Raw genomic sequence first — 16,953 nt, forward strand, 5'->3', positions numbered from 1 at the left:
CCATGGCCGCACATATCTCCATTCGCAGCGCCTGCAAATCCTTCGGCGCGTTCGAGGCATTGAAAGGCGTTTCGCTGGATATCGAGAAAGGAGAATTCCTGACCTTTCTCGGCCCGTCAGGGTCGGGAAAGTCGACCTTGCTGAATGCCATTGCCGGCTTCGAGCCTCTGTCGGCAGGCGGCATTTTCAAGAACGGGGAAGACATCAGCGAAACCCCGGCCGACAGGCGCAATTTTGGGATGGTGTTTCAGGGATATGCCCTGTTTCCGCATCTGACGGTCGCCGAAAACATTTCCTTCTCGCTGCGCGTCAGACGGGTTTCGCGCCAGGAGCAGGAGCGGCGTGTGAAGCGGATGGTCGATCTGGTTGGTCTCCGGGGACATGAGCAGAAACGGCCTTCGGCTCTGTCGGGCGGACAACAGCAGCGCGTCGCCCTGGCTCGGGCGCTGATATTCGAGCCTGAATTGCTGCTTCTTGACGAGCCCCTGTCGGCGCTGGACAAGAACTTGCGCGAACAGTTGCAGGACGAGTTGATCTCGATCCACCGGCGGACAGGCACGACATTCCTGTTCGTCACCCATGACCAGATGGAAGCCATGGCCATGTCCGACCGGATCGCCATCTTCGATCGCGGCCAGATCGTCCAGCTCGGCGGGCCAAATGAACTCTACGACCAGCCTGGTTCACGCTTCGTCGCCGAATTCCTGGGCACCATGAACATACTCCCCGTCTCCGACAGGCGAGTAACGGAGGGTGAGCTTCATGCCCGGGTGGGAGATTTCAACATTAGCGCCGTGCTGCCCGAGGCGGGTGTATTGACGGAGAGAGAACCGGCCGTGCTGGCCATTCGCCCRGAAAAACTGACCCTTTACCGAGACAGGCCGCAAGCCGATCACAACTTTTTGCCTCTTTCCATCGAAGGCGTCATTTTCCAGGGCGGCACCACGATCGTCAAAGGCAGTGCGCCGGAAGGCACGAATATCACGCTGACGGCAGCGCGCGATGCATTAGAGGTTCCGCCGGTTATCGGCCAGGAACTCTGGGTGCACTGGGGGCATAGGGATGGAAGGGTGCTCTCCGGCTGACGGGTTCCACAAGTTTACGCATGCATAGAACACAACAAAAAGGGGAAATGGCATGAACAGCGATCTGAAGTCGGAATGCCTTGAACTGCTGAAACACCGTCATTCGTCCGGTCAGATTGACAGGCGATCCTTCCTCGCCGGTCTTGTCATGCTGGGCGTCGTGCCTGCCCTTGGCGGCCGGCCGGCGCGCGCGGCCGATGGCCAGCTGGTCGTGACCAACTGGGGAGGCGATGCCATTGCCGCTTTCGAGGCGGCGCTGACTGGCAGCTACTCGGAGAAAGAAGGCGTCACGGTGAAGATCGACGGATCGGGACCGACCAAGGGCGCGATGAAGGCGCAGTTCGAAAGCGGCTCGGTCACCTGGGACGTCTGCGATTGCGATCCCGGCGCGACCAAGTCGCTCGGGGAAGAGGGAATGATCGAACCGATTGATTACACGGTCGTCGACCGCGCCAAGGTCCATCCCGGCTTCGCCTATGAATACAGCGTCGCCAACTATTTCCTCAGTTACGTCATTGCCTATGACGCCAAGAAATTTGGTGCCAATCCGCCCAAATCCTGGGCCGATTTCTGGGATGTCGAAAAATTCCCGGGCAAGCGGTCGCTCTACAAATGGATGTCGGGATGCCTGGAGGCAGCGCTTCTCGCCGACGGCGTTCCGGTGGACAAGCTCTATCCGCTGGATGAGGACCGCGCCATCAGGAAGCTCAACGAGATCAAGCCGCATATCGTCAGCTTCTGGGACTCGGGCGCGGAAAGCCAGCAACTGATGCGCGATGGCGAAGCGTCGATGGCATTGATGTGGCATACGCGCGCCAACCTGGTGGAAAAGGATACGGGTGGCGACGTCAGCTGGACCTACGCTGAGGGTATTCTCGCGCCATCGGGCTGGGCCGTCATCAAGGGCAACCCAGCCGGTTCCGGCCGGGCGATGGACTTCATCCGCTACTGCCAGGACCCCACGCGCCAGGTCGAACTGCTGCGTAACCTCGGCTGCGGCCCCGTCAATCCGCTCGCCCATGATCTCGTGCCGCCGGAATTGCAACGGCTAGATTGCAGTTCCAAGGAGAACATGGCGGTGCAGGTCCTGATGGACATGGACTGGTATGCGGCCCGCGCCGATGCGGCACTTGATAAATATCTGGCCATGACCGCGTCATGATACCGGCGCCCTTCAGACCGATCGCGCGCCCCGCGATAACCGGATCGCTGGCGATGCTCTGGGCATTGCCGGTCATCCTGGTCCTCGCCTACGTGCTGCCCTTTGCCGGCGTGACGTTGTGGAGCATCTCCAGGCCCGAATGGGGTCTCCACAACTATGTCCGTATCTTTGCCGGTGCGGACTTCCAGATGATCTTCTTCCGGACATTGTGGATTTGCCTCGTCAGTACGGCCATTACCATGCCGATCGCCTATCTGCTGGCCTATTACTGGGTCATGGGCAGCCCGCTGCGCAGCCGGCTGATCGAGGTTAGCATCTTCATTCCGTTCTGGATATCGGTGCTCGTCCGGGCCTTCGGGTGGGTGGTGATCCTGCGCAACAATGGTCTTGCAAGCGATCTCGCAAACGCGCTCGGCCTTTTTCCGGGCAAGCTGGAAACCGGCAGAAACGCCGTGTCGGTGATCATCGGGATGGCCCATTTCATGATCCCGTTCGCCGTCCTGCCGATGGCCTCGGTCATGCGCAAGATCGACAGGCGCGTGCTTCTTGCAGCCCTCGGCCTCGGTTCCAGGCCAACCGGCGTGTTCTGGCGGATTTACCTGCCTTTGTCCTTGCCCGGTGTGTTTTCCGCGCTGGCGATGACGTTCATCTTTTCGCTCGGCTTCTTCGTCACGCCGATGATCCTCGGCGGAGGCCGGGTCATCATGACGGCGGAATCGGTTTTCGTGCAGATGTTCCAGACGGCGAACTGGGGTCTTGGCGCAGCGCTTGGCGTCATCCTCCTCGTCTTCGTCTTCGCCATCCTGTGGATATCGCAGCGCGTCATGCGCATCGAACAACTCATGTCCCGGTAGGTAGCCCATGTTTGGCAAATCACGTCTTGGCGGCCTGTGTGCCGGCGCGGCAGGTATCTTCCTGCTATTGCCCTTGGCCGCCGTCATCCCATTTTCCTTCACCGCCAAGCGGTTTCTGTCGATGCCGGACGGGGAGTATTCGCTGAGGCACTACCTGGCTCTTTTCGATCCCGATACCTGGCTTGCCAGTATCGGCACGAGCACGCTTGTCGCCCTTCTTTCGAGCGTCATCGCAACGGCTCTGGCAACAGCGTTTGGCGTCGGCATCTGGCTGCGCCGGCCTGCGAGCGGGCGTCTGTTGATCGGCCTGGTGCTTCTGCCGATCGTCGTTCCTCCGGTCGCCTCGGCGGTCGCGCTCTATTTCCTTCTGGCGCGCGTCGGGCTGTTGGATACGGTGGCGGGACTGGTCATTTCCCACGTGGTGATGATCGTGCCCTTCTCGGTGATTGCGATCCTGAGCGCGCTCAGCCGATTGGACAGGAACCTTGATCTCGCGGCGCGCAACCTCGGGGCGACGCAAGCCCAGTCGATATTCCGGGTGATCCTTCCGAACATGCGCTTTGGTCTCTTTGCGTCCTGGTTCGTCAGTCTGGTCATGTCGTGGGAGGAGAGTTCGGTGACGCTGTTCGTCAGCGGCGTCAACGTCATCACGTTGCCGAAGCGAATATGGGACAATCTGCGGCTGGACCTCGATCCTACGGTTGCGGCCATCTCCGTGATCATGATCGTGGCGACGACGCTGGTCGTCATCTTCCGGAAAGCAGAGGCATGAGAACGGTGACAATTCCGCCGACGTTCGCGATGTAGGCCGATCAGTGTATCCGCAGGTGAAACCGCCCCGCGGCTCCAATTCCGGAGCTGGATGACGTCACTTTCTTAAAGGCGGCCGATAGGGCCGCCTCTCTCGTTTTGGCGTGTTGAACGCCAATGGCCACGCCCCGTTGGTGGTACCCCCTCTGGGGGACTCACGTCCCGGGCCGGTGCCACGCATAGTCCATCCCATGCCGAACGGTATCACGCCGCTCCCTTCGGCAGAGTGGAGGAGAACCATGCAGCGCGCCATTGCACACCCGAACCCGATACCGCAGGCCGAGCCCAGCATCGCACAGACGATGGCGGCAGGCCACGATCCGGTGCCGCATCCGAATACCGTTGCCGCCGAGGTCAGAAGTCTTTGCAAGACCTACAATGCCGGCACGCCCCGCGCTCACGAAGCGCTGAAGGATTTCAATCTCGCCATTCGCGCCAATGAGTTCTTCACGCTGCTCGGCCCCTCCGGCTGCGGCAAGACCACGCTGCTGCGCATCCTCGGCGGCTTCGAAACGCTGACCTCGGGCGCCTGCCGCATCTTCGGCGAGGACGTCAGCGCCCTGCCGCCGGAAGCACGTCCGGTCAACACCGTCTTCCAGCAATATGCCCTGTTCCCGCACATGACGGTTCGCCGCAACATCGCTTTCGGCCTCGAAATGCTTGGCAAGCCTCGCGCCGAGATCGAGCGGACTGTCGAGAAGATGCTCGATCTCGTGCATATGGCCGACTATGCCGATCGCAAGCCGGACACGATGTCGGGCGGCCAGCGCCAGCGCGTTGCGCTTGCCCGTGCACTTGCTCCTCAACCGAAACTGCTGCTGCTCGACGAACCCCTGTCGGCGCTTGACTTGAAACTGCGGCAAAAAATGCGGCTGGAGCTGAAATCGCTGCAGCGGGAAACCGGCATCACCTTCGTCTTCGTCACCCATGACCAGGAGGAGGCGCTGGCGATGAGCGACCGTGTCGCCGTCATCAACAATGGCTGCCTGCAGCAGGTCGGAACGCCGGAAGACATCTACGAACAGCCGCAGAGCCGCTTCGTCGCCGATTTCATCGGCGAATCCAACCTGATCGAGGCAAGGGTTGCGCGTTGTTCCGGCGGCGAGGCCATCCTCGACATTGAAGGGTTCGATCAGGTCCATGCCACCGTCGCGCAGGACCTTACGCACGGCCAGCCGGTTTCGCTGTCGATCCGACCTGAGCGGCTTGTGCTCAGCGCCGGCGAAGGCGAGGGGCGCGGAGTGGCTGTGGTTTCCGACCGCACCTATCTCGGCAACGCGGTGGAGTATCATCTGCGTGCGGGAGACCAGGCGCTGACGGCCCGTTCGCCCCGCGGCGGCCTGCGTGGCAGGCAGGATTTTGCGCCGGGCGATCAGGTCCACATTGCGTTCGAACCTGGCTCCATCAAGGTGTTGTTGTCATGAGCGCCCGGTCCCTCGCTCTTTCCTCACGCATTCCGCCGGGCCTTGCCCATGCCGGGCTCCTCTGGCCGTCGCTCACCATCATTCTGGTGTTCATGGTCGCGCCGATCTGCATCATGTTCACCTACTCCTTTCTGGTGGCAGCCCCCTATGGCGGCGTGGAATGGGCGTTTTCCGGGGACGCCTACACCCAGATATTGTTCGAGCGCGATTTCCTCGATGACAGCCTGACTTTTACGCCGGACTATCTGATCATCATCGCCCGCTCGGTGTTCCAGGCCGCTGTCGCCACCGTCCTGTGCCTGCTGATCAGCGTGCCGACGGCCTATTACATCGCGACGCGCTCTGATCGCACCAAGAACATCTGGCTATTCCTCGTCACCATACCCTACTGGGTGAACCTCTTGATCCGCACCATCGCGCTATTGTTCGTGCTGCGCGGCGATGGGCCGGTCAACGCGGCCCTGCTCGATCTCGGCCTGATCAGCGAGCCCCTGCCGCTGAGCTATAACGGCTTCGCCATCTCGCTGGGGCTGATCTATTCCTTCTTGCCGTTTATGGTTCTGCCGCTCTATTCCGCCTTCGAGCGTTTCGACTTTCGGCTTCTGGAAGCAGCCTACGATCTCTACGCCAGCCGGCGCATTGCTTTCTTCCGCATCGTGCTGCCGGTGATGCGTCCGGGGCTGATCGCGGGCAGCCTGCTCGTCTTCATTCCCTCGATCGGCTCCTATCTCGCCCCGGATATTCTCGGCGGCGGCAAGACGTTGATGATCGGCAATCTGATCGGCACCCAGTTCCAGGCGGCGCGCAACTGGCCGTTCGGCGCCGCTCTGTCGATGATCCTGCTCACCATCACCCTGATCGTCCTTCTCTGGCTTGCCCGGCGCGCCGCGCGCCAGCAGCTGAACTGAACGAGGTCCGACATGTCCACCGCCCGCATGCGAGATCTTCGCGCGTTTTCCGGCTTCGGCTTCCTGTCTGTCGGCTGTATCCTCTTTCTTTACGCGCCGATCGTCTTTCTCGCCCTCTATTCATTCAACGACGGCCGCTCCGTCAGTCAATGGACGGGCTTTTCCTTCCGTTGGTACCAGACGGTGTTTTCCAACCAGAATATCCAGACAGCTGCCCTGAACTCGCTGCTGATCGCCGTCATGGCGGCGACGATCGCGACGGTTCTGGCGCTTGGTGCAGCTATCGCCACGGTCAATCACCGGGCGAAGCGCGGCGCCGAGGGGGCTTATGTCGTCCTGACCTTCCCGTTGATGGTGCCGGAGATCGTCACCGCCGTCGCCTCGTTGGTCTTCTTCGTCGCGGTCGGCATCAGCCTTGGCTTCGTCACCATCCTGCTCGCTCATATCGTCTTCTGCATCCCCTTCGCCTACCTGCCGATCAAGGCGCGGCTGGAGGGCATGGACGAGACCCTGTCGTCGGCTGCCGCCGATCTCTATGCCTCGCCGGCAAAGGCGTTTCTCAGGATCACCCTACCGTTGTTGGTGCCCGGCCTGCTGTCCGGCTGGCTGCTCGCCTTCATCATCTCGCTCGACGATTTCATCATCACAGCGCTCGTCGCAGGGCCGGGAGCCACAACGCTGCCGCTCCACATCTACGGCATGCTGCGTCTCGGCATGACGCCCGAGGTCAACGCCATTTCCACCCTGATGCTCGCTGCCTCCACTGCGCTGGTGCTGCTGTCGGGATTGCTCGGACAGGCTGGCCGCAAACACTGACGCCTGACGAAACGACACATGGACATACAAAAGAAAAAGGGAACACGACCATGAAAACATCGACCGTCTTCACTGCCGCCCTGTTTGCCTCCGCTCTTGCCGGCCCCGCCTTCGCCGCCGGCGATCTCTTCATCTACACCTGGGGCGAATATACCCCGCCCGAGATGGTGGCGAAGTTCGAGAAGGCCTACGACGTCAAGGTCCACATCGATACCTACGACTCGATGGAAACCATGCTCGCCAAGCTCAAATCCGGTGCGGGCGGTTATGACATCATCGTTCCCGGCCATGACACGATGACTATTCTGGTGCGCGAGAACCTGCTGGAGCCGATCAACGCCGCTGATATGCCGAACTATAGGAATGTCGATGAGAAGTGGCGCGATGTCTTCTGGGACAAGGGCCGCGTCTATTCCGCCCCCTGGGCCTGGGGTTCCACCGGCTTCATGGTCGACCGCGCGGTGGTCAAGGATACCGACACCTCTCTGAAGATCCTGTTCGAACCGGATGATACGGTGAAGGGCAAGATCAACATGCTGCGCGACGTCAACGACGTCATCAACATGGCGTTGCGCTATCTCGGCAAGCCGCGCTGCAATGAAAACCCGGAGGACATGAAGGCGGTTCTCGAACTGCTCTCGACGCAGAAGCCCTTCGTCAAGAGTTACAATTCTGAGACCAAGGAACTGCTGGTTTCCGGCGAAGCCGCGGTATCGATGAGCTGGAACGGCTACGCCATGCGCGCCCGGGACGAGAAGCCGACGCTCGAATATATCTACCCGAAGGAAGGCTATAGCGGCTGGATGGACAATGTCGCCGTGCCGAAGGGCGCACCCGATCTCGAAAACGCCAAGCTCTGGGTCAATTTCGTGATGGACCCGGAAAACGCGGCGATGATCACCAACTACGCCCGCTATTCCAACGGTATCAAGGGCTCGGAAGCCTTTGTCGACAAGGCGCTGGCGGCAGCACTCGAACTCAACCCGCCATCTGACGTCGCGGCGCCGGAATTCCTCTCGGCCTGCTCACCCGTCACCACCAAACTTTACGATCGCGTCTGGACCAAGCTTCTGCGCTGACCCGGCGGTCTGCGCCAAGCCACACCCCATGCCTTTTTCCGGAGATATCCAATGACCATCCTTCAATCCGTCCCCTCCTCCGCACCCGCTTTGCCGAACGGCCGCTCGGCTTGGGAAAAGGATCGGGATCACGTGCTGCACCCCTATACCGACTTTTCGACCTTCGCGGCGACAGGTAGCCAGATCATCGAAAAGGCCGAGGGCATGTACGTCACGGATAGCACCGGGCGGCGGTTGCTGGATGGCATTGCCGGTCTCTGGTGCGTCAACATCGGCCACGGCCGCCGCGAGATGGCCGATGCCATCGCCCGGCAGGTGATGGATATGGACTATTACAATCCCTTCGGCGCGTCGGCCAATGTACCGGCCGCCGAGTTGGGCGCCCGGCTGGCGGACCTTTCGCCGGGCAGCCTCAATCACGTCTACTATTCCTGCGGCGGCTCGACGGCGAACGATGCGGCAATCCGGATCGTGCACTTCTATTTCGCCATGCGCGGCAAGCCGGGAAAGCGCAAGATCATCTCCCGCAACAATGCCTACCATGGGGCGACCTATGTGGCGGCGGCGCTCACCGGCATTCACGGCACGAAATATGGCTTTGCCCAGGTCGGCGAGGATTTCATCCACCACATCTCCGCCGCCGATTGTTACGCCCGGCCGGAGGGCATGACGGAAGATGCCTATTGCGACCTGCTGGTTCGGGAGTTCGAGATGCGGATCGACCAGCTCGGTCCGCAGAACGTCGCGGCTTTCATTGCGGAACCAATCATGGGGGCAGGGGGTGTTCTGGTGGCGCCAAATGGCTATCACAAACGCATGCAGGCAGTCTGCCGCCGCCACGATATCCTCTACATCGCCGACGAGGTAGTGACCGCCTTCGGCCGTCTCGGCGAATGGTTCGCCTCCGATGCGCTCTTCGAAACCCAGCCGGATATTCTGGTGTCGGCCAAGGGTATCACATCTGGCTATATCCCGCTTGGTGCCACATTGATTTCCGACGAAATCTACAATGTCATCAGCCGGCCGCAATGCGAAGGTGGCGTGTTTTCGATGGGGCTCACCTATTTCGGCCATCCGGTCGCCTGCGCGGCTGCGCTGACCAATATTGACATCATGGAGCGGGAAAAGCTCCTGCCGCATTCCGCAAAGACCGGCGCTTACTTCCAGCAGCGTTCGAAATCGCTGCTGGCCCATGACATTGTCGGCGATGTCCGCGGCGCGGGTCTGATGCTCGGCATCGACCTGGTTGCCGACAAGGCCACCAAGCAAGCGCTGCCCGCCTGTGAAAAGGCGACGGAGACGATCTTCCACGGCTGCRTCGAGCGCGGCGTCATCGTTCGCCCGGTCGGCAACCGCATCATCCTGTCACCGCCGCTGATCGTCAGCGAAGCCGAATGCGACACGATTATATCAGCGATATCGGAGGCGATCGCCGCCTTCTCAGCGTCCCGCCGTGGCTGAGGAACAAGAGAGATGACCGAAATTACTGTTGCCGCGACCCAGATGGCCTGCAGCTGGAACATCGATGAAAACATCCAGAAGGCCGAGGAACTGATCCGGCTTGCCCATGAGGACGGGGGCCAGATCATCCTGCTGCAGGAACTGTTCCAGACGCCCTATTTCTGCCTGGAGCAGAATTATGCCCGTCTCGATCTGGCCGTCAGCCTTGGCGAGGACCGGGCCGTCCGCCATTTCCGCGCGGTTGCGAAGGAGCTCGGCGTCGTGCTGCCGATCTCCTATTTCGAGAAGGCCGGACCAGCGCACTACAACTCGCTCGCCATCATCGATGCGGATGGCGAGATCCTGTGGAACTACCGCAAGTCCCATATCCCGCAGGCTCCGGGGTATGAGGAAAAGTTCTATTTCAGCCCCGGAGACACCGGTTTCCGGGCGATCGATACGAAATATGCGCGGATTGGCTGCGGCATCTGCTGGGACCAGTGGTTTCCCGAGACTGCCCGGGTTCTGGCCCTGCAGGGTGCGGAGCTTTTGTTTTTCCCGACGGCGATCGGGGCAGAGCAGAACAATCCCGAGCTCGACAGTTCCGGCCACTGGCAGCGCACGATGCAGGGCCATGCGGCGGCTAACATGGTGCCGGTCATCGCCTCCAACCGCGTCGGTCATGAAGTCGAGGGCAATACCGGCGGGCTGTTTTATGGTCGTTCTTTCATCGCCGATCACCTCGGCGCGATCATTGCAGAAGCCAGCCGCACCGACGAGACCTATGTGACGGCGCGTTTCGATCTGGATGCAGTTCGCGCCTACCGCCGCGCCTGGGGCGTCTACCGAGACCGCAGACCCGATCTCTACGGTGCGATCCGGACACTTGACGGTCAAACAGCAATCGCCTGAAATTATTGGCAAAATTGAACAATATCGAGATGAACCCGGACTTGGCTCGATTCTGTGATCACGCAGACGGGCTAGCCGGGCAAGGAGACGATGGAATGATGAAGAACCAGATACCGCGCGAAGCCGGCTTTCGCATGCCGGCCGAATGGGAAACGCACAAGCGCACGTGGATGATGTGGCCCTGCCGTCATGAGGTCTGGGACGATATTGCGGCGACCCGTCGCGACTACGCGGCCGTCGCCCATGCCATCCGCGAATTCGAGCCGGTAACCATGGCCGCTCGTCCGGAGGACATGGCCGAGGCGCGGGCCATTCTCGATCCCTCCATCGACCTTATCGAAGCAGATATCGACGACAGCTGGGCGCGCGATGCCGGCCCCTGTTTCTTGAAAGGAGCCGACGGTTCCCGCGCCGGTGCACGCTTCCGTTTCAACGCCTGGGGTGGGAAATATCATCCATTCAACGGCGATGCGGCGTTCTCCGGACTGGTGCTGGAGAAGGCAGAGGCCGCTGCCTACGTTTCGAACCTGATCGCTGAAGGCGGGGGCCTTAGCGTCGATGGCGAAGGCACGATCATTACCACTGAAACTTGCTTTCCAAACCGCAATCGCAATCCCGATTGGAGCCGTGATGATATCGAGCGCGAGCTTCTCGATATGCTCGGCGGCGAAAAAGTGATCTGGCTGCCCGGCAATCCGCTGGAGAACGAGACGGACGGTCATGTCGACGGCATCGCTGTTTTCGTCGCGCCCGGCGTAGTCTTGATGGAAAGCCCGGGTGAGGAGGATGACGATTGGAACCACTATATCCGCCTGAATTACGAGGCGATGCAGGGCCAGACCGATGCAAAGGGGCGGCCGATCCGCATCGTTACTGTTCCCGAAGCGGTGGATGCGCCTTCGGATCATCCGAAATTCTGCCGGTCATATGTGAACTCATACCTCGTCAATGGCGGCGTGATCATGCCGTCCTACGGTATCGCGTCCGATACGACGGTGCGGCAGATGTTCCGTTCACTGTTTCCGGACAGGAGGGTGCGGGAGGTCCGGATCGACGCCATCGCCATCGGCGGCGGCGGCATCCATTGCATTACCCAGCAGGAACCGCTTTAACCCGAATTGGCGGCGACAGCGCCTGGGACAGCAAGGCAGGGAATGACCGGATTTCCGTTTGAGCAGTTGAAATCCATCGGCGAGGCCGTGGCGGCGATTGGCAGCCCGGCCTTTCCGGATGCGCTACGCCGCCTGTGCCTCGGTGTCTATGGTTTTGACAGCCTGTTCGTCGCGGTCTTTTCCGAGGACCAGCCACCCTTGCAGCTATATAGCGACCTCGATCCGGAAGCCACCAGGCGCACGGTCGGCCCCTATCTCGGCTTTGCCTATCTGCTCGACCCGTTCTACAGCCTGTTCCGGAGCGACCCCGGCGACCGGGTGGTGAGCCTCGACGAGTGCGCCCCGGACGACTTTCGCACCAGCGAATACTATCGCATGTTTTATGCCGAAACCGGCCTTTTCGACGAGGTTGTGATGCTGGTCGGCAGTGCCAGGGGCACCGCCATCGCGCTGTCGCTGGGCAAGCGGCACGAAGGATGCCGGGTCGCGCCGGAGGCGCGGGCGCATCTCGATGCGCTGTTGCCCGTGATCTGCGAACTCTGCCACAAACATTGGCCGCAGCCGGCGCCAGCGGCCGAGCATGGCGAACCGGCGGCCGATATCGTCTTCGACCGGCTGTCGCGAATGAAGGTGAGCACCCGGGAATCTGAAGTCATCCGACTGATGCTGAAGGGCCATTCGACCAAGAGCATCGCTCGCATTCTCGGCAACAGTCCGGAAACCGTGAAGGTTCACCGCAAGCGCATCTATTCCAAGCTCGACATCTCCTCGCAGGGCGAGTTGTTCTCGCTCCTGCTCGGCGGGGCATCCGGATAGGTGTCAGTTCGCCGAAAACAGTCCGTCCGCGTCATAGACCGGCTTGCCCTGCAGCAGGGTCGCCTTGACCGCCGTTTCGCCGATTTCCGCAATCGGAATATCGAAAATATCCCGGTCGAGCACAACGAGATCGGCCAATTTCCCCGGCTCGATGCTGCCGGTCTTGTCGTCCTGGTTTAAAAGCTTTGCCGGATTGATTGTCATCCATTTCACCGCAGTTTCGACATCCGGCGCGCCATCCTGCTGGCGCTGCAAGGCTGTCTGAATCTTGACCAGCGGCGAAAGCTCGTCGGCATCGAAATCGCTGCTCATCACCACGGTCGTGCCGTCCTTCTCAAGAGTACCGGCCGGCATCATGTGATCGGCCCGATCACCGATGAACGTGCGGATGAAATCGTTGTATTCCGGATCGAGTGAACTGGGCGCAAGCTGGAAATCAGCGACGGTTTCGGTCTCCTTGAACCGGCCATAATCGGCTTTGTCGAGCAAATAGATGTGCGTGAGGCGGTGTGGACCCGGCTTGGGATCGGACTGGGCGATGGCATCGAGCGCAAGCCGCGCGCCCCGGTCGCCCGTCACGTGATAATGCAGCTTGAAGCCTTTTTCCGATAGCACTTTCGAATAGCGGTCGAGCGTCGGCACGTCGAAATAGAGGAAGCCCTCGTCGAAACCGTGGTCGATTCCCGGCCCCTTGAGATAAGGTTGAAGCAGGGCGCCGGTGCGCTGCTCAAGAATGCCGTCAACGTAGATTTTCGCCTGGTTGAACTTCAACAGCCGGCCCTCGTCGTTGCTATAGAGGCTTGTCAGCTTGGCAACCTGCTCGTCGAAGGGAAGGTCGGGATAGACATAGATTGCGTTCGCGGCCCGGACTGTCAGAGTCCCCTTCTTCTCGGCGATTTCCCAGGCTTTCAGATGTCCCTGCGGCCAGAAACCGCCCGCGTCGCTGACGGTGGTGATGCCATTTTCGGCCATCGTCTTCAGCGTCGGCAGCATGCTTTCATAGGCAAACTCGACATTCTCCGGCGTGTCGGGAAAGGCGAGGTTGCGCAGCTTCTGCTGGGCGTTTTCAAGCACGATGCCGTTTGGTGCGCCGGTCTTCTTATTGCGCAGGATGACGCCGCCGGCTGGATTGCCCTTGATCGTATCGTAGCCGGCGGCCCTCAGGGCAACAGTGTTGGCCCAGGCGCCGTGCCCGATATCGTCGAGGATCAGGATCGGCCGCTCGCTGGAAATCTTGTCGAGCACGGCGACGGGGTTGTCGGTCTCGTCGAGCAGATTGGTCATGCTGACGCCAGAACCAAGGATCCACTCGCCCTTGCTTTCTCCGGCGCAGTCGTGGAGCGTATCCTCGGTTTCTTGGAGGGAGGCGAAGGGCTCGAATTCGCACAGAATGCYGTTCACGCCCGCCTCGATGAGATGCACATGCGCATCCTGGAAACCGGGCAGCAGCGCCTTACCGCCGAGGTCGACGGTCTTTGCGCCATCGCCAACCTTCGCCAGAACCGCATCCTGGCTGCCGACCGCTATGATCACGCCATTCTCGTCAATCGCCACCGTATCGGCGAGCGGCGCCTCGCGGTTCATCATGTGAACCCTGGCATTGGTGATGACGGTCGTTTCGGCTGCGACAGTACCCGCGCTGCAAAGAGCAGAGGCTACCAGCAATAGGCCGGTCAAAGACCGCATCGTTCGCTTTACATCTCTCGTCACGGGATGGTTCCTTTCACATCTGCCTCAGTGATTATCACGCCCGCGTCTTCCGTCCATTCTCAGTCTCGGGTGTGCCGTGACCGTCCTTGCGATCAACTGTCGAGCGTCACCCAGACGGATTTCGACTGGGTACTGTCGATCAGGGCTTGCAGGCATTTGTCACGCCCGTGGCCGGAAAGCTTCCAACCTCCCCACGGCTGGCTCATGTCGCCGTTCATATAGCCGTTAACCCAGACCATGCCGCATTCGAGATCGCGGGCGATGCGGTGTGCGGCGCCGAGGTTGGACGTCCAGACACCGGCGGCGAGACCATAGGGATTGTCATTGGCAATCCTGACCGCGTCCTCCGCTCCGTCGTGGGGAATGATTGCGCCGACGGGGCCAAAAACCTCTTCGCGCGCGATCTTCATATGGCCTTCGACGCCGGTGAACAGCGTGGGCTCCACGAAGCATGACAGTTCCGTTCCCGGGCTGCCGCCGCCAAGTACAGCCGTCGCCCCATCCGCCCTGGCGCTGTCGATGTAACCGCGCACGCGCCCGTGATGGGCCTTGTTGACCAGCGGGCCCATGGTCGTCGCCGGATCGAGTGGATCGCCCGGCCGGTATTTTCGCGCAGCATGGCCAACCAGCAGGTTGCAGAATTCATCGTGAATGGCCCGGTCCACCAGGATGCGCGAACCGGCCGAGCAGACTTCACCCTGATTGCCGAACAGCCCATCGGCGACCTTTTCCGCCACCGCTGACAGATCCTCCACATCGCGCAGGATGATTTGCGGCGACTTGCCGCCGAGTTCCGCGGAAACCGCCTTGAGGTTCGAATCCGCCACATAGCGATACATCTGCCGCCCTATCCCGGTCGACCCCGTAAAGGCGATCTTGTCGACCTGCATCGACATCGCCAGCGCCTGTCCGGCAACGCCGCCACGCCCCGGCACCACGTTGAAAACCCCGTCCGGCCCGCCGGCCTCCAGGAAAAGCCGGCCCAGCACCAGCGCGCTCAGCGATGTATCTTCGGCCGGTTTCAGCACCACGCTGTTTCCGGCGGCAAGGGCCGGTGCGATCTTCCAGACCGCCATCATCAACGGATAGTTCCAGGGCGTGATGCAGCCGACCACGCCAAGCGGCTGGCGCAGGATGWAGTGAAGTACATCCGAATTGGTGACCGGCACGCTGCCGGCGATCTTGTCGATGCTTTCGGCCATGAAGCGCATTGTGAGAACACTGGCAGGCACGTCGATGGCGCACATTTCCGCGATGGGCTTGCCCATTTCCAGCGTATCGAGCACCGCCAAGGTATCGCGGTTGCTGGCAATCAGATCGGCAAACCGCGTCAGAATGTCGACGCGTTTTCTAAGGGCCATGCGCGACCAGACACCCTGGCGGAAACGTTTGGCAGCGATGTCGCAGGCCGCTTCGATATCTGCGGCGCTGCCACAGGTGACATTGGCGATCACGGCGCCACTTGCCGGATTGATCGAGGCAAGGGTTCCCCCATCCGCCGCCGCCCGGAATTGCCCATCGATCAGCAACCGCGTTTCGGGGTGGATCGTCTCGGCGATGCGATGCCATTTGCTGTCCGCTGCAGTGTCCATGTCCTGTTTCCCCGTTGATGAAATCGGCCGCATCGTAGCGGGGTGGCATGTGTGGCCACAGTCACCCGCATGGGTGACTGGCGCCGCCGCGACGTGGCAGGAAAACTGGCCTTGCATCAAAAGAGGCGTAAGGCGAGGGACGTTCAGACATGCAGCATTCAATCGATGGCAACAGGCTGTGGGCGCGGCTGATGGCGATGGCCGATATCGGTCCCATCCCGGAAAACGGCTCCTGCAGGCAGGCCCTGTCGGATGAGGACGAGGCAGGCCGCGCTCTGCTTCTAGAGTGGTGCCGCACCCGAGGCTACCGGATACGCAAGGACCGGATCGGCAATCTTTTCATCCGCCGCGCGGGGAGCGATCCCGAAGCCGCACCGGTGCTCATCGGCAGCCATCTCGATACGCAGCCGACAGGGGGCCGGTTCGATGGCGTGCTAGGCGTGCTTGCCGGCCTCGAAGTTCTGGAAACGCTGGATGACCGGCGCATCGGGACCGTGCGGCCGATCGACCTTTGTGTCTGGACCAACGAGGAAGGCTGCCGGTTCCAGCCCGCGATGATGGGATCAGGCGTTGCCTGCGGCGCCCTTGTCTTGGAAAATGTGCTGTCCGCCCGCGATGCTGCAGGCATCACGTTGAACGACGAAATAATCCGGCATGGCTATGATCGAGAGCCTCAGCCCGACCTCCACCAGGCCGATTGTTATATCGAACTGCATATCGAGCAGGGCCCGATCCTTGAAGCATCAGGGAAAACCATTGGTGTCGTTACCGGCGGGCAGGGCATCCGCTGGTATGAGATCACAGTGCTCGGCGAGGAAACCCATGCCGGACCAGTGCCGATGGCGCTGCGCAAAGACCCGGTGCCGATGCTCATGCAGGTGATCCAGCTGGTGCAGGCCATCGGACGGACCGACGGCAATGCCCGCTGTACTATCGGCCAGATCAGCTTGTCTCCCGGCTCGATCAACGTCGTGCCGGGCCGCGCCGGCATGACCGTCGATCTCCGGCATCCCGACGAAGCGGTTCTCGATGCCATGCACAGCCACTTGATGGATGGCCTAGAAACACTCCGGTGCGTTCGCAGCGACGTCGAACTCCAGGCGCAGCCTATCTGGCACTCGCCTGTGATCACCTTCGATGCAACCCTGATCAAAGCGGTCAGCGCGAGCGCTTCCGAACGCCACCTGCCGTTCCAGCCCATCGTCTCCGGCGCCGGCCACGATGCCTTCAACC

Annotated in this window: 15 protein-coding genes; 13 read left to right on the plus strand and 2 right to left on the minus strand. The window is 61.1% G+C overall.

The window, feature by feature from the left end:
• Positions 1–2 precede the first annotated feature (2 nt).
• From AC1D17_RS21430 to AC1D17_RS21485, 12 genes are all read left to right on the plus strand, one after another.
• A complete protein-coding gene (locus AC1D17_RS21430) occupies positions 3–1,085 on the plus strand; it encodes an ABC transporter ATP-binding protein (RefSeq protein WP_477567328.1) in 1,083 nt (360 codons plus the stop codon).
• Between the two features lie 52 nt (positions 1,086–1,137).
• Entirely contained in the window at positions 1,138–2,247 is a 1,110-nt protein-coding gene (locus tag AC1D17_RS21435; RefSeq protein ID WP_477567329.1) for an ABC transporter substrate-binding protein, read from the plus strand.
• A gap of 53 nt (positions 2,248–2,300) precedes the next feature.
• Positions 2,301–3,101 (plus strand): ABC transporter permease, encoded by an 801-nt coding sequence (locus AC1D17_RS21440; RefSeq protein WP_477567330.1) that lies wholly within the window; start codon positions 2,301–2,303, stop codon positions 3,099–3,101.
• A 7-nt stretch (positions 3,102–3,108) separates the two neighbouring features.
• The gene (locus AC1D17_RS21445) at positions 3,109–3,873 is read left to right on the plus strand and encodes an ABC transporter permease (protein WP_477567331.1); all 765 of its coding nucleotides are present in this window, start codon (positions 3,109–3,111) and stop codon (positions 3,871–3,873) included.
• Positions 3,874–4,150: 277 nt separating this feature from the next.
• Positions 4,151–5,335, plus strand: a complete 1,185-nt coding sequence (locus AC1D17_RS21450; protein WP_477567332.1) for an ABC transporter ATP-binding protein — start codon at positions 4,151–4,153, stop codon at positions 5,333–5,335.
• A complete protein-coding gene (locus tag AC1D17_RS21455; RefSeq protein ID WP_477567333.1) occupies positions 5,332–6,243 on the plus strand; it encodes an ABC transporter permease in 912 nt (303 codons plus the stop codon). The genes AC1D17_RS21450 and AC1D17_RS21455 overlap by 4 nt, the downstream gene beginning before the upstream one ends.
• Positions 6,244–6,255: 12 nt before the next feature.
• Complete coding sequence (locus tag AC1D17_RS21460; RefSeq protein ID WP_477567334.1) at positions 6,256–7,059, plus strand: ABC transporter permease; 804 nt, start codon at positions 6,256–6,258, stop codon at positions 7,057–7,059.
• A gap of 50 nt (positions 7,060–7,109) precedes the next feature.
• Positions 7,110–8,138: an extracellular solute-binding protein gene (locus AC1D17_RS21465; RefSeq protein ID WP_477567335.1), complete on the plus strand. Its 1,029-nt coding sequence runs from the start codon at positions 7,110–7,112 to the stop codon at positions 8,136–8,138.
• A gap of 51 nt (positions 8,139–8,189) precedes the next feature.
• Positions 8,190–9,599: an aminotransferase gene (locus AC1D17_RS21470; protein WP_477567336.1), complete on the plus strand. Its 1,410-nt coding sequence runs from the start codon at positions 8,190–8,192 to the stop codon at positions 9,597–9,599.
• A 12-nt stretch (positions 9,600–9,611) separates the two neighbouring features.
• Positions 9,612–10,490 (plus strand): N-carbamoylputrescine amidase, encoded by an 879-nt coding sequence (aguB, locus tag AC1D17_RS21475; protein WP_477567337.1) that lies wholly within the window; start codon positions 9,612–9,614, stop codon positions 10,488–10,490.
• 95 nt (positions 10,491–10,585) lie between these two features.
• Complete coding sequence (locus AC1D17_RS21480; RefSeq protein ID WP_477567338.1) at positions 10,586–11,602, plus strand: agmatine deiminase family protein; 1,017 nt, start codon at positions 10,586–10,588, stop codon at positions 11,600–11,602.
• A gap of 42 nt (positions 11,603–11,644) precedes the next feature.
• Entirely contained in the window at positions 11,645–12,418 is a 774-nt protein-coding gene (locus tag AC1D17_RS21485) for a helix-turn-helix transcriptional regulator (RefSeq protein WP_477567339.1), read from the plus strand.
• A 3-nt stretch (positions 12,419–12,421) separates the two neighbouring features.
• Here AC1D17_RS21485 and AC1D17_RS21490 read toward each other — a convergent pair whose 3' ends face one another.
• Complete coding sequence (locus AC1D17_RS21490) at positions 12,422–14,128, minus strand: amidohydrolase (RefSeq protein WP_477567340.1); 1,707 nt, start codon at positions 14,126–14,128, stop codon at positions 12,422–12,424.
• 92 nt (positions 14,129–14,220) lie between these two features.
• Positions 14,221–15,720 (minus strand): aldehyde dehydrogenase family protein, encoded by a 1,500-nt coding sequence (locus AC1D17_RS21495; protein WP_477567341.1) that lies wholly within the window; start codon positions 15,718–15,720, stop codon positions 14,221–14,223.
• Positions 15,721–15,869: 149 nt separating this feature from the next.
• On the opposite strand from AC1D17_RS21495, the gene AC1D17_RS21500 reads away from it, so the two are divergent.
• On the plus strand, positions 15,870–16,953 hold a 1,084-nt coding region (locus AC1D17_RS21500), incomplete at its 3' end, for a hydantoinase/carbamoylase family amidase (RefSeq protein WP_477567342.1).

The organism is Pararhizobium sp. P1_E7 (genome assembly GCF_056405855.1).